Genomic DNA, 14242 nt, shown 5'->3' with positions numbered 1-14242 from the left:
AGGAAAAAGTCATGACGACCTTGATCGAAATTCGCGATGTAAGCAAAGTCTACGAGCGCGGCAAACAGAAAGTTGAAGTGCTGCACCACATTGACTTGGATATCCAGCAAGGCGATTTTCTAGCGCTGATGGGGCCGTCGGGTTCGGGCAAGACCACGTTGCTGAATCTGATCGGCGGACTCGATGCACCGAGCAACGGCAGCATCACGATTGCCGGTCAGCGCATCGACAAACTCGGCCAAGGCGCAATGGCAGGATGGCGTGCAGCGAACGTCGGTTTCATCTTCCAGTTCTACAATCTGCTGCCGATGCTCTCGGCGCAAAAGAATGTGGAGTTGCCGCTGTTGCTGACCAAGCTCGGCGCCGCACAACGCAAGCGCAATGCCTCGGTGGCGTTGCAGCTGGTGGGTCTGTCTGATCGTGCCACACACAAGCCGACCGAACTTTCCGGCGGACAACAGCAGCGCGTCGCGATTGCGCGTGCCATTGTTTCCGATCCCACCTTGCTGGTCTGCGACGAGCCGACCGGTGATCTCGATCGTCAATCTGCCGAAGACGTGCTCGGTCTGTTGCGCATGCTGAATCGCGAACACGGCAAGACCATCGTCATGGTCACGCACGATCCGAAAGCCGCCGAGTACGCCAACCATACCTTGCATCTGGACAAGGGCACGCTAGTCGAGCAAGTCAGCGCGTGAGGAGAGCATCATGAAATATCTTCATCTGATCTGGGCCGCGTTGTTCCGGCGCAAGACCCGCACGATTCTGACGCTGGTATCGATCATCTCGGCGTTTTTATTGTTCGGCCTGCTTGATGCGGTGCGTGTGTCGTTTGCCGAGGCCGGCCAGTCATCGAACGGCGCTGAGCGTTTGCAGACTGGTTCGCGGCTGTCGTTTATCCAGACCTTGCCGGCCAGCCTCGGCGCACAGATTGCCGCCATACCCGGCGTGAAAATCGTCGGCTCGGCGAACTGGTTTGGTGGCGCATATCAGGATCCGCACAACCAAGTGTTCACGTTCGCGGTCAGCCCTACCTATCTGGATGTGTATCCCGAAGTCACGGTGGATCCCGCGGAACGCAAAGCCTACGACAATACCCTCAATGGCGTACTAGTGGGTGAGGTGCTGGCGAAAAAATTCGGCTGGAAGGTCGGCGACAAATTGCCGCTGCAATCGCAGATTTTCCCCAATCGGGACGGCACGAAAAACTGGAATTTCGATATCGTCGGCATCATGAAATCCAAGGATTCGAAAGCGTTTCAAAGCGGCATGATCATCCTGCACTGGAAAAATTTCGACGAGTCCACGCCATACAATCGCGGCGCGGTTGGCTGGTACATCAGCAAGATTGCCGACGTCAACGAGGGCGACCGTATCGCCAAGGCGATCGACGCGATTACAGCCAATTCGGATCACGAAACCAAGACCCAGACCGAGCAGGCGGCTATGGCCGGCTGGATCAAGCAACTGGCCAATGTCAGTCTGATTGTGCTGTCGATCATGGGTGCGGTGTTTTTCACGCTGATCCTGCTGACTGGCAATACCATGATGCAGGCGGTGCGCGAACGCACCTCGGAATTGGCGGTACTCAAAACCATCGGCTTTTCCAATCGCGCGGTGTTGTCGATGGTGTTGGCCGAATCAATGCTGATGCTGTTGCTTGGCGGCTTGATCGGGCTTGCCCTCGTCAGCCTGATCGGCGCGGCGTTGCCGGCGTTATCTGGCGGCATGATCACTCACGCCAGCGTCGGCGCCAAAAGTTGGGCGCTGGGCATAGCACTCGCGATCGGCATCGGTCTGGTGGTCGGCTGGTTGCCTGCGATGCGCGCGATGCGACTCAATATCGTTGATGCCTTGGCTGGCCGCTAAAAGGAGTTGCCATGAAATTTTTAATCGGACTTTTGACTTTTGTTGTCGCCGTGCTCGGCATCGGTTTGTTCTTGATCTTGCCGTGGCAAGGCTTGTTGCTGATCCTGGTTGTGCTCGCGCTGTGGATGCTGTTTGTGCGCCGCGGCCAGCAGGCCGCATCCGTCACGGGCGTGGGCATCAGCACACTGGGTGAGCGCGCCGGATCATCGGCCGTGATCGTGGTTGGTATCGCCGGCGTGGTCGCCGTGTTGGTGGCGATGTTGTCGATGGCGCAAGGCTATCAGGACACATTGCGTCGCACCGGCAGTGAAGATACGGCGCTGGTGCTGCGTGGCAGTTCGGCGTCGGAAGTATCTTCGGTGTTGTCGCATGATGATGTGCTCGTGATCGAACAGGCGCCCGGTGTCGCGAAGGATGAGCAAGGCAAGCCGATCATTTCGCCCGAGCTTGTAGTGGCAGCCAACCTCCCGGTCAAAGGCGGTGCCCCGGACGACCTTGGCAGCGCCACTTTGCGTGGCATTGGCGAGCAGGCCTGGAAACTGCGCAGCGGCTCGAAAATCATCGCGGGCCACGCGTTTGCTCCAGGCAAATTCGAACTGGTGGTCGGCGCGGGCGCGCAAAAACAATTTGTCGGTCTGGTGCCCGGTGCTGAAATAAAACTCGGTAACCAGGTCTGGACTGTGGCCGGTATCTTCGAAGGCCACGACGCCTACGATTCGGAACTGTGGGCGGATACCGACGTGCTGCGCGGTGCCTATCGGCGCGGTTCGAGTTTCACATCGGTGTTTGCGCGCTTGACCGGCAAAGATGCATTCGATGCTTTCAAGAATGCGCTGACCAACGATCCACGCTTGCAGGTCGATGTCGACAACACCTTGAACTATTTCGGCAAGCAATCCGAAGGCACAACCAAGATCATCACCGGCATCGGTATCGTGGTCGGCGTGATCATGGCAATCGGTGCGATTTTCGGCGCGCTCAATACCATGTTCGCCGCGGTCGCCACACGCGCTCGCGAGATTGCGACCTTGCGTGCGATCGGTTTTCGCAGCGTGCCGGTGGTCGTGGCGATCATGTTGGAGACCATGCTGCTGGCCTTGATCGGCGGTGTGCTCGGCGGATTTCTCGCGTGGCTGATATTCAATGGCTACACCGCATCGACGATGGCGGCCGGCACCACGGGCCAGCTTGCGTTCGAGTTCAAGGTCGCGCCTTCCGTATTGTGGACCGGCATCAAGTGGGCGCTGGCGATTGGTTTCATCGGCGGCCTGTACCCGGCGTTGCGTGCGGCGCGGTTGCCGGTAACCACGGCGCTGCGCGAGATGTAGCGCGGCAGCGATGCTGCTTGATGCAATGAATCAGCAAACGCAGGCGTGTCCTGCGTTTGTTTTTTTTCAGTCGTTCGGATCGCGTATGCGCGTCGCAGGATACGTAATATTTTTCAGCAGCCGTTTGAAGTCCGCATTATCTTTGCCCCATGCACGCTCGGCGCGTTGCAGCGCTTCGTCCCAATAGTTTTTTGCACTTTCCGCTTCGCGGCGCAGAAAATGCACGTGGCCGATCAGCCACAAACTGCGGATCAGCGCCGGATGATCGCCGCTGAGTTTGGCGCGCCGAATGGACAGCGCTTCGGTCGCATCGACCAGTGATTCATCGTTGCGACCCAGGCCAAACAATGCCTCGCTACGACCCTGCAACGCTTCGGCCACCGCGGGATGATCCGGCGCCAGTGCGGCGCTGCGAATCGCTAACGTTATATCGAATTTTTCCAGCGCAGCGGCCGGATCGCGCTGGTCGAGCAAGACCAGGCCGCTGTTGAAAATCGGCCAAGTCACATACCAGTGTTTGTCGCCGAGCGCGGCGCGAAACGCGGTTTCCGATACCGCATAACTTTCCAGCGCGCGTTTGCTATCGCCGCGCAGGCGAAGCACGTTGCCGAGCATGTTCATCGACGTGGCGTAGTCGGCGTTCGCTTCGCCATACAGCTTGCGCAAGCGCACGCTGGATGCCTCGATCAACGGTTGTGCCTCGTCGATGCGGTTTTGATCGAGCATGATAGTGCCGAGATTCTGTGCGCTGCTGATCGTACGGAAATGATCCTCGCCGAGCTCGCGTCCGTAAATCGCCATCGCCTTGCGCATCGCGATTTCCGCCGCACCGAGATCGTCCATGTCACGCAGCAGCAAACCGAGATTGTTTTGGATCGACGCGCCGCGTACTTTATCGGCGACACCAGCGCGCTCGGCATAGTCGCTCGCGAGCTTGAACTCGCGCAGCGCGTTCGTATTGTCGGCTGATGCTTGCAAACCGAGGGCGCGATAACTGTGCAGTTGCGCGAGCGCATCGGTTTCGCGCGTACTGTTGCCGGCAATCAATGCGATGGCCTCGTCCCAGCGTCGCAAAGCCGCTGCTGCATTGCCTTGCCGATATTCGATCCAGCCCATCGCGCGCAAACTATCTGCCAGCTCGAGTTTTGCGTCGGTCTCGCGCCAGCTTTTTACCGCGCCTTCGAGCGACACGCGAGCGCGTGGAAAATCACCGAGCGCCGAATACACTTCGCCGACCACCATCTGCAACGCAGCGCGCTGGCTGGTGTCGTCGGCGAAATCGTGATCGATGCGCGCCGCGCCACGCGCGAGGATTTCATTGGCGTTGAGGCGCTCGCCACGATTCACCGACGGGTCTGCCACCTGGAACATGTCGGTCAGGAATTTCGCCACGGCGTTGGCGCGCGTCGCTTCATGCCGCGCGATATTGGTCTGATGATGCGCGAACAGCACCAATCCAATCAGTGCCAATATTGCACTGAACGCCGCAGCACTGACGTACGGCCAGCGTGCGATTGCGCGCCACGCAAAATACATCGGCCCAGCCGCGCGCGCGCTGACCGGACGGCCATCGAGAAACGCCTGCAGATCGGTGCTCATCGCGTCCATCGAACCGTAGCGTTGTGCCGGCGATTTCTGCAACGCCTTGCGCACGATCGCATCGAGATCGTCGCTAAGCTGATGATGGACACGGCGGGTTTGTTCGCGCGCAGGCGCTGTGGTTTGCGCATCGTTTTGGGTCGACGCCCGGCGCAAAGTCAGTGGTTCATCTTCGGCAACCGCGCGCGACCACGCATACGTATCGCTCGGATCGGCACGGTAAGGAAGCGCGCCCGTGAGCACACGAAAACAAAGTGCACCGAACTGATAGATATCGGTCGCCACGGTCACATCCGCATTGCGGAATTGTTCTGGTGCAGCGTATTCCGGTGTCATCGGCCCGAGTGCAGCGTGGGTCAATGCGGCATCGCCAACACCCATCGGTTTGGCGATACCGAAGTCGAGCAGCTTGGCGCGACCTTCCGCCGTCACGAGAATATTCGAGGGTTTGATATCACGATGCACGACCAGATTCTGATGCGCACACCCCAGTGCACCGGCGATATCGATCAGCAGTTTCACACGCGCACGAACATTATCCAGACGCGTATTGCAATACTCGGTGATCGGCAGACCATCGACGTATTCCATCGTGTAGAACGGCTGACCGTCCGGCGTCTGGCCGCCGTCATACAAAGGCGCAATATTCGGATGCACAAGGCGCGCGAGAATCTGTCGTTCGCGCTCAAAACGCTCGCGTGCCGCGGCGGTCGCGACTTCACCACGGATCACTTTCAGCGCGACGCGTTGCACAAAATTATCGGTGTTGCGTTCGGCTAGATACACGCTGCCCATGCCGCCGCTGCCGATCAGACGCAACAACCGATACACGCCAATCTGCTGACCAATGCGATCTTCTTCGGCGTTGGCTTCAGCGCTGCCGAGAATCAACGGCGCCATCACTGCGAACGGATCAAGCGAGCTTTGTTCTTCATCGCGCGCGTGCTGGATCAGCAGGCGCTGCAGGTCTTCGCGCAGTTCGGCATCGTCGTCGTTCAGCGAATTGACGAAAGCAGAACGTGCTGACGCATCGTGATCAAGCGCGCGATCAAGCAATGCGCGCAGGCGTTGCCAGCGCTGTGGGTCGATGCTGTTCATCGTGCCCAGGCGTGATGAATCAAACCAGATTTCATGCGTATGCGGCTCCGCGGTGGACTAGCAACCCGGCCATAAAATGGTCGATATTCAATTTCACGATAGCAGCTGCGTCATCACCATGCCGACGGCAACACGCCGATGCACCAAAAAACTATTCGATATCCGACGTAGTTTTTTGCGGTGGTGTTGCGAGGGTCGGATCGAGTTCAAGAATATACCGCCGAATATCCTTGGCCAGCCACGAGTTCATGCCGTGCGCTGGACTGGCGATATCGAGCGCTTCGCGCCACGCCTCGTGTGCATGCGAGATATCACCAGACGCCTTCAGCGCGAGCCCGAGACGCTGCAGCGCCTTTGCCAGATCCAGCGGATCGATCGACGGTGTGGCGCGCAGAATAGTCACCGCCTTTTTTGCGTTGTCGAGTGCTTCGGTAATGCGCCCGAGATGAAGTAGCGCCGATGACATGAACATCAGCGATTCAGCCAATTCTGCATGTCCGGGCGGCAAGTCCTTGACACGTTGGGCGTGAACTTGCTGGAACAGTTCCAGTGCTTCCGCGAACCTGCCCACGGCGAGCAAGGCGCGTCCACGATTGAGCATTACCGGCGTCACAAGGTAGGCGCTGTTGCTGCCGAATTCGCGACGGTATACAGCCTCCGCCGCGAGGAAATGTTCGATCGCCTGATCTGTGAGTCCCAGTCGCAACTCGACCATGCCAAGCTGGTTGAGCGCCTTGCCGTTGCCGTTGTTCGACTCTCCCAATACTTTTTTCTGACGTGCAACAACGTCCAGCAGCGCGCTGCGTGCGCCGGTCAGATCGCCCGCTTGAGCCAAGCTCCAGCCAATCGCCGCAGCTACAGCAAGCGTATCGGGGTGATCCTCTCCAAGCGTGCGTCGATAAGTTTCGAAGGCGATTTCGGTCTCTGCCTTGCTGGCAGCGCTATCACCCAGAAAGTCCAGCACCATGCCCAGATTCTGATGCGCACGCGCAGCCATCTCACTATCTGCGCCACGGGTTTGTTGTGCCAGTGTCAGTGCCCTTCGTGTATCGCGTTCGGCAAGTGCGTAGTTGCCTTGCCACAAAAATGCCAAGCCGCGATGCAGATGGACGCTAACCAGATCGTCAAGTGCGTTGGGCGTGCTGATGCCGGTGAGCAGCGCTTCTGCTTCTTCGAATAATGTCAGCGCGCTAGGAAGATCATTCAACTGCGCCTTGAGCCATGCCAGTTGCTGCAAGTTGTGTCCCAGTGCCGCCGGATCGGGCGTGGACTGACTGCGCAAAGTCGCGATCGCCTGCTCCAGCAAAGGTTGGGTACGCGGGTAATCACCCATCGCGGCATACACCTCCGCCATCACGGTTTGCAGGCGAATGCGTTGATCAGGCTCATCGACGAATTCGTGTTCGATTTTTTCCGCACCGCGCGCGAGAATTTCATTCGCGTTGAGTTTCTCGCCGCGATTCACACCGGGATCGGAAACCTTGAACAGACCGATCAGAAAATCCGCCACGGCATCGGCGTGTTTCGCTTCGGCGTTCGCACGTTCCGCTTCGTGCGCTTTCATTTCGGCTTGGCGCACGGCAATCAAGGTGGTCGCGATCAAGCCGAGAATCGCGAGCAATGCGGCACTCGATGCGATCGGCCGACGCACCACAAAACGCCACGCGTAAAACAGCGCGCCCATCTGCCGCGCGCTGATCGGGCGGCCATCGAGAAACGCGCTGAGATCTGCCGCCAGCGCATCCATCGATTGGTAACGATCACCCGGCGATTTTGCCATCGCTTTGCGCAGGATCGCATCGAGATCGCCACTGATCGAACGGCGCAAACGCAATCGGCCGGGTGCGGTAGTCGTCTCGCCGTTGTTGCCATCTTCGCTCAGCACCAGCCGCAGTTTCAGCGGATCGTCTTCCGATACCGCGCGCGACCATGCATAGGTATCGCTCGGATCGGCGCGATACGGCAAGCGCCCGGTGAGCACGCGATAACACAACACGCCGAACTGATAGATGTCGGTCGCCACGGTCACATCAGCATTGCGGAATTGTTCGGGCGCGGCGTATTCCGGCGTCATCGGCCCGAGCGCGGCTTGGGTCAATGCCGCATCGCCGACACCCATCGGTTTGGCGATACCGAAGTCGAGCAGCTTGGCGCGACCTTCCGCCGTCACGAGAATATTCGAGGGTTTGATATCGCGATGCACGACCAGATTCTGATGCGCGCAGGCCAGCGCACCGGCGATATCGATCAGCAGTTTCACGCGCGCACGAACGTTGTCCAGGCGCGTATTGCAATACTCGGTGATCGGTACACCATCGACATATTCCATCGTGTAGAACGGCTGGCCGTCCGGCGTCTGACCACCGTCGTACAAAGGCGCAATGTTCGGATGCACAAGACGCGCAAGAATCTGTCGTTCGCGCTCAAAACGCTCGCGCGCCGCGGCGGTCGCGACTTCACCACGAATCACTTTCAGTGCGACGCGTTGCACAAAATTATCGGTATTGCGTTCGGCCAGATACACACTGCCCATGCCGCCGCTGCCGATCAGGCGCAACAGCCGATACACGCCAATCTGCTGACCAATGCGATCTTCTTCGGCGTTGGCTTCAGCGCTGCCGAGAATCAGCGGCGCCATCACGGCGAACGGATCGAGCGAGCTTTCTTCTTCATCGCGCGCGTGCTGGATCAGCAGGCGCTGCAGATCTTCGCGCAACTCGGCATCTTCTGCGGAGAGCGCGTCAACAAATGCCAGACGGGCGGCACCGTCGTGATCCATCGCCTGATCGAGCAATACGCGTAGCCGTCGCCAGCGCTGGGGATCGAGGCTACTCATCGCGCGAAATATGAAGCCATCGAGGAAAATTTCATGAGGATCGAAGCGTGATGCGCGACGGTTTCAGTCGCGGAAAAATAGTCGATGCGACTCACGACTTCACGCGATCGGGGGAGCGGTCACTGCCGTCGGATCGCCGCGCATCGCGTCACCCAGAAACGCGCGCGCAATCGCCCAATGACGTTTCACCGTGCGTGTATTAACGCCGCGCACGCGCGCGATCTCGTTGAGCGCCAGCCCGGCGAACGAATGCCATTCCACCAGTTCGGCCAGATCCGCATCGCAGTCGCGCAGCTTGCCAAGCGCTTCGTCGAGCGCGAGCAATTCATCCAGCGGTTTATCGGGTTGCTCGATGCGATCGGTGAGTTCGGTACGCACCAGATCGCCGCCGTGGCGCACGGTGGCGTGTTTTTTGGCCAGATCAATCAAGGTCTGGCGCATTGCCTGGGCGATGACGTTGTAGAAATGTGCGCTGCCTTCGAGTGCGGCGCCGTCGCTGCGCGCGAAGCGAATCCATGCCTCATGCAACAACGCCGTGGGATTGACCGTCATGCCGCCGCCGGAGCGACGCAGGTGCGCGCGCGCGATGCGTTTGAGCTCGTCGTACACCAGAGTAAACAATTCGTCGTGCGCGGCCGGCTCGCCGCGGCCCAGTGCGTCGAGCAAGACGGTGACGTCGGGCCTGCTCGAATCTAGACGTTGCGTCATTGCTCCTCCTTCCCGGTCATGCGTGAGTGTAATGCCTCGCGGTGCTATCGCGCAGCTTGATGTCCCCTTTTTTGCAAATTGCCGTATTGCCATACAGAGCCCCGATTGAGTGGCGATATGAGGATGGCAATGAACAATCGACGAGTTTCTCAGGTGGCAGCGCGAATTCTTGTTGCAGGCTTGACTTTGTTTTTGGCCGGCGCGTCTGCGGCGGCCACGTTCACGGTGAACAGCACACTCGATGCATCCGACGTAAATCAGGGTGATGGCGTGTGCAACGATGGTGCGGGTCATTGCACCCTGCGCGGGGCCATTCAGGAAGTCAGTGCTGCACAGGCAAGCAGCACTAATATCATCAACGTGCCCGCGGGTATCTATATAACTACCGCGCCTTTAACTGCGTCAAAACCCGATGCAGCGAAAGATTTATCCATCATCGGCACCGGCCCCGCTGGCACGGTCATCGTGGATGCGAACGGTGGTGCGCCACATGGCGTATTTAATATTGGCGGCGGCGGCATCACCAGCCTCGTCAACCTGACGATTCAAAATGGTGCGAGCGATCAGGGCAGTGGCATCGCGACCTATCTCGGCACGCTGAATATCTCACTCTGCGTGATCACCAACAATCATGCCGTTGCGGGCGGCAATAGCGGCGGCATTTTTATCAACGATGCCAATGCCGTGGTCAGTATTGATCGCAGCACGGTGAGTAACAACACCAGCCCCAACGATGCCGGTGGCATTCGTATTGCGCAAGGCACGTTGAAAATTACCAGCAGCGCGATTGTCAATAATCAAGCCAGCGTGTCCATTGGAGGTGGTGGCGGAATTCTCAATCAGGCGACGCTGAGTGTTATCAATTCCACGATCAGCGGAAATAGCGCGAACTATGGCGGCGGCATCGGCACGCTTTACAACGGAGCAACGACTCAGTTGGCGAACGTGACCATGACGGGAAATACTGCGCAACAACTGTATTTATATCTCGGTGCAACGAGCGTGTTGTCCAGCATCATCGCCAATCCCATCGGTGGCGCCAATTGCATCGGAGCGATCAGCTCGCTTGGCCACAATCTCGATAGCGCGGCTTCATGCAATTTCGCATTACCGAGCGACTGGATCAACACCAATCCCAAGCTCGCGCAACTGGCAAACAACGGCGGGCCCACGCTCACGCATGCCTTGTTGCCCGGCAGCCCGGCCATCGACCAGGGCGACAATTTCTACAGTTACAAATACGACCAACGCAGCATTGGCTTTCCGCGTGTGCTCGGCGTCGCGGCGGACATCGGCGCATTCGAGGGTGTGCAAGTCGATCCGATATTCGCCAACGGTTTCGATGTTCCACCGACGCCATGAATCGATCAAGTAATCATGCCTGATTTTGGCAGGCGTGAAAACGCGAAAGAGGAAGGGGTGCTGCGGCGCCCTTTTTTCTGTTTGTGACCGTGCACAACGCGATTCGCAACCAGCACGCGGCACGCGCCTGGATTTTGCAAAGAGCATGTCGCTGCTGTCGATGTCCCCTTTTTTTCGGAATCGCGTAATCAATGGATAGAGCATGCGTCGATGCCAGATCCCGGACTCGATTGATGCGCCGGTCGCTGCTGTCACTGCTCGTTGGACGGATCGGTTTCTTCGCGAGCAGGCGGACAAAAACGCGTGCCGTTTGCCGCATCTCAGTACCACATCCGTACAACTTTCAAATTCAAGGAACCTGCCGATGTACCGTATCAATAAGTTTCTCGATGACGCGCGCGCCACGATCGTGCAATCGCGGCAAGCACGTCAAAAACGGTTTGCTCCAGCCAGAACGCTGATGGCAATCGCGGCGGTTTCCCTGTGGTGTGTCGCGATCAGTGCGCACGCCGCCAATATTTATGGCGCGCCCGGCGTACAGCCGGCCAGTATCGGCGGCAGTTTTGGTGCGCCGTTCGCAGCGACCACGGCGGACTTCAACAACGACGGTTATCCTGACGTGGCCGTTATCAAGAACAATAATAACGACACCGGTGGTTTGGCCATTTATACGGCCGATCCGATTGGCACGCTCACGCTGCGTCATGACTACGGCGTATTCAATTTCAAGAATCCGACTGGCGTGACAGCGGCTGACGTGAATGGCGATGGCATCATCGATCTCATCGTCACTGACGACATTGGCGTTTCGGTGTTGTTGGGCGTGGGCGACAACACAGCCACCTTCGTCGCAGCCAGTCCGCAACATCCGGCGCTCGCTGATGCCTATCGTCATGCCTACAGCGCGGCGGTTGCAGATATCAATCACGATGGCAAACCGGATATCGTCACGCTTGCTTGGGGCACCAGTACAACGTACGTCGAAGTTCTGCTGGGATCCGGCGGCGGAAAATTCGTTTCGGCCTACCAGTACGATATTGATAGTGCTGACAGCCTGTCGCTAGCCAAGGTCGATGCGGATGCGGAGCTGGATATCATTCTGGCTACTGGTGATAAAGTCTCGGTGATGAAAGGTCTTGGCACCGGTTCTTTCATCCCGCTGGGCCAAGTGTTGGATGTCAGTGGCAACGTTTATCTGACCTTCGACACGCAAACCACAGATCTGGATGGCGATGGCAAGATCGACTTGGTGATGACCAATACTTTCGGCAACGGCGTGTGGTTTGCCAAGGGCAACGGCAACGGGTCATTCCAGACGCCGAAACATTTGTACGCTACCGGAGTGCCGAGTGACGGTGGCCGCGACATGGGCCAAACCGTGATTGCCGATGTCAATGGTGATGGTCGACTCGATGTCGTCTCCGACGGGTATGTGTTGCTGCAACAGGCCGATCATTCGTTTGTATACAACCAGCACATCGGCTATTCGCAGACGCGCATGCTCATCGGTGTCGATCTGAATGGCGATGGCCGTGCCGATATGATCACGCGCGGGCCGGGCCTCAGCGATATCGCGATATTCAAGACCAGCGCCGGCGCAGTAACGCACGTGCTCGAGAGCGGCAGTCCGCAAAGTACCGTATTCGGAACAGCTTTTGCGACGCCACTTTCGCTGACGATACTGGATGAAAATAACGCACCGGTTCCCAATCTGCAGGTGATATTTTCGGCACCCACCGGCGTCGCTGTACCGAGTGCAAGCGGGTTCGTCGGTAGCACGAATGCCCAAGGCAAGGTCAGTTACACGGCCGTCGCCAATAATGTATTCGGCTGCTACACCTTGCATGCGGTGATACAGGGTTACAACGGCGGTAATCCGGAAAATTTCAATCTCTGCAACATCGGCGCCAACGTACTTGCCGTCACCACGGGCGATAACCAGAGCACCCTGGTCAACACGGCATTCGCGACGCCGTTGCAGGTGAAACTGACCGACGATTCCAACGTGCCAAAATCGGGCGTGACGGTCAATTTCAGCGCACCCAATTCCGGTGCGCGTGCGGTGTTGTCGGCAGCCAGTGCGGTCACCGATGCAAATGGTCTGGCTTCAGTTACCGCCACTGCGGCATCGATGTCGGGCTCGTACAATATCGCGGTTTCAGCAGCGGGTGCGACACCCACGGCGATCAAACTCAGCAACTCGGCAACGGCGGGATCGGCGGCGTTGATCTATGTCGATGTGTCGAACCCGCAATATGCGTACGTGACCAAGGCATTCTCGGGGCCGATCGTGATTCATGTGCAGGATTTCTTCGGCAATCCCGTCGCCGGTGAAACCGTGCTGTACCAGATCACACCTGATGCAGGCACCGGCGCGTCCGCGGTATTTTCCGCATTGAGCGCAGTGACCAACCTTGCCGGCGATGCGCAGGTCACCGCGGTGGCGAATGGTTTTGCCGGGCAGTACACGGTGAAGGTGAGTGTGCAGGGCAGTTTGATTACGAGTCCACAAACCTTTCAGTTGCGCAATATTGCCGATCTGGTCGGTGCCATGAGTCTGGAAAGCGGCACGCCGCAATCGACCTTGGTCAACACCAGTTTTGCGCAAAAATTGCGCGTGCGCGTGGTCAATAGCGACGGTCTCGCCACGCCGCAAGTGCAGGTATTTTTCCTTGCCAGCGGCGGCGCGACACTTTCCGCGATCAGTGTCTTGGCTGATGCGAATGGCTACGCCGAAGTAACGGCCACCGCAGACAGTACGGTGGGTGCGTATCAGGTCACGGCGATTGTCGATGGTGATCACACCTCGACCGAATCCGATGTCAGTCAAGTATTCAATCTGACCAATCTCGCACCGGTGGTTGTACAGCAAAACGTGCAGCAGATTCCGTCGTTGTCGACGTGGTCATTGCTGTTGCTCGGGGTATTATTGGCCACGCTCGGGGCGATGTGGCAGCTCGGTTCGGATCGTTGATTTGATAGAAAGCGGTGACGGCAGTTGCGCAGGATCGTGATTGTCGTCGACGCGTATTTCTTTTGAATGCAAACGCGAAGCCGCAACTGCAGCTCCATTAACGTGGGAATATTCATGCGTACATCGGGTAAACAAGCGCTGGCCTGCTGGGGCGGAGCACTGATAATCGCGATCGCAGCCTTGTACATTTTTATCGGCGCGCCAAAATCTGCCGACGGTGCTGGTGAAGCGATAGGGCGTCTGTTCGCGCATACCGGATTGGCAGCCTTGTTTTGTTGGATGTTGGCGCGGAAAAGCCAGCCGCCGTGGGCATGGCCAAAATTCATTGCGATCTATGCGCTGATTTTTATTGCGCTGGCCTTCCTCGTCAGCCAGCGTCCTGCGCATGCCGCGGCGCCCGCAACGTGCAGTCGCGATGATGCGTTTAATCACATGATGGCGTTGAATCAGTTCGGCATGAAACTGCAA

The 14242-nt window shown here is 58.2% G+C and carries 9 protein-coding genes; 5 read left to right on the top strand and 4 right to left on the bottom strand.

Annotated elements, in window-relative coordinates; all coding sequences use genetic code 11:
- Nucleotides 1-11 precede the first annotated feature (11 nt).
- The 3 genes from ELE36_RS17215 to ELE36_RS17205 are packed head-to-tail and all read left to right on the top strand — an operon-like array spanning nucleotide 12 to nucleotide 3197.
- A complete protein-coding gene (locus tag ELE36_RS17215; protein ID WP_129835473.1) occupies nucleotides 12-698 on the top strand; it encodes an ABC transporter ATP-binding protein in 687 nt (228 codons plus the stop codon).
- 10 nt (nucleotides 699-708) lie between these two features.
- Entirely contained in the window at nucleotides 709-1869 is a 1161-nt protein-coding gene (locus tag ELE36_RS17210) for an ABC transporter permease (protein WP_129835471.1), read from the top strand.
- Nucleotides 1870-1880: 11 nt separating this feature from the next.
- Nucleotides 1881-3197, top strand: coding sequence for an ABC transporter permease (locus tag ELE36_RS17205; RefSeq protein ID WP_129835469.1), 1317 nt, complete (start codon nucleotides 1881-1883; stop codon nucleotides 3195-3197).
- Nucleotides 3198-3263: 66 nt separating this feature from the next.
- Here ELE36_RS17205 and ELE36_RS17200 read toward each other — a convergent pair whose 3' ends face one another.
- The 3 genes from ELE36_RS17200 to ELE36_RS17190 all read right to left on the bottom strand — a co-directional run bounded on the left by ELE36_RS17200 (nucleotide 3264) and on the right by ELE36_RS17190 (nucleotide 9438).
- Entirely contained in the window at nucleotides 3264-5894 is a 2631-nt protein-coding gene (locus tag ELE36_RS17200) for a serine/threonine-protein kinase (protein ID WP_129835467.1), read from the bottom strand.
- Nucleotides 5895-6045: 151 nt separating this feature from the next.
- The gene (locus ELE36_RS17195; protein WP_129835465.1) at nucleotides 6046-8730 is read right to left on the bottom strand and encodes a serine/threonine-protein kinase; all 2685 of its coding nucleotides are present in this window, start codon (nucleotides 8728-8730) and stop codon (nucleotides 6046-6048) included.
- A 99-nt stretch (nucleotides 8731-8829) separates the two neighbouring features.
- A complete protein-coding gene (locus tag ELE36_RS17190; protein WP_165371672.1) occupies nucleotides 8830-9438 on the bottom strand; it encodes an ECF-type sigma factor in 609 nt (202 codons plus the stop codon).
- A gap of 129 nt (nucleotides 9439-9567) precedes the next feature.
- Between ELE36_RS17190 and ELE36_RS17185 the strand changes: the two genes are divergently transcribed.
- On the top strand, nucleotides 9568-10800 hold the full coding sequence (locus tag ELE36_RS17185; RefSeq protein ID WP_165371671.1) for a choice-of-anchor Q domain-containing protein: 1233 nt from the start codon (nucleotides 9568-9570) through the stop codon (nucleotides 10798-10800).
- 364 nt (nucleotides 10801-11164) lie between these two features.
- Entirely contained in the window at nucleotides 11165-13774 is a 2610-nt protein-coding gene (locus ELE36_RS17180; RefSeq protein WP_165371670.1) for an FG-GAP-like repeat-containing protein, read from the top strand.
- On the opposite strand, the gene ELE36_RS17175 is transcribed toward ELE36_RS17180, so the two are convergent.
- Nucleotides 13727-14242 carry a hypothetical protein gene (locus ELE36_RS17175; RefSeq protein WP_129835457.1) on the bottom strand — a complete coding sequence of 172 codons (516 nt, stop codon included), beginning with the start codon at nucleotides 14240-14242 and terminating at the stop codon, nucleotides 13727-13729. The two genes, ELE36_RS17180 and ELE36_RS17175, sit on opposite strands and share 48 nt — an antisense overlap.

It is taken from the genome of Pseudolysobacter antarcticus, assembly GCF_004168365.1.
GTDB lineage: Bacteria > Pseudomonadota > Gammaproteobacteria > Xanthomonadales > Rhodanobacteraceae > Pseudolysobacter > Pseudolysobacter antarcticus.
This window is presented reverse-complemented; position numbering and strand designations above follow the sequence as displayed.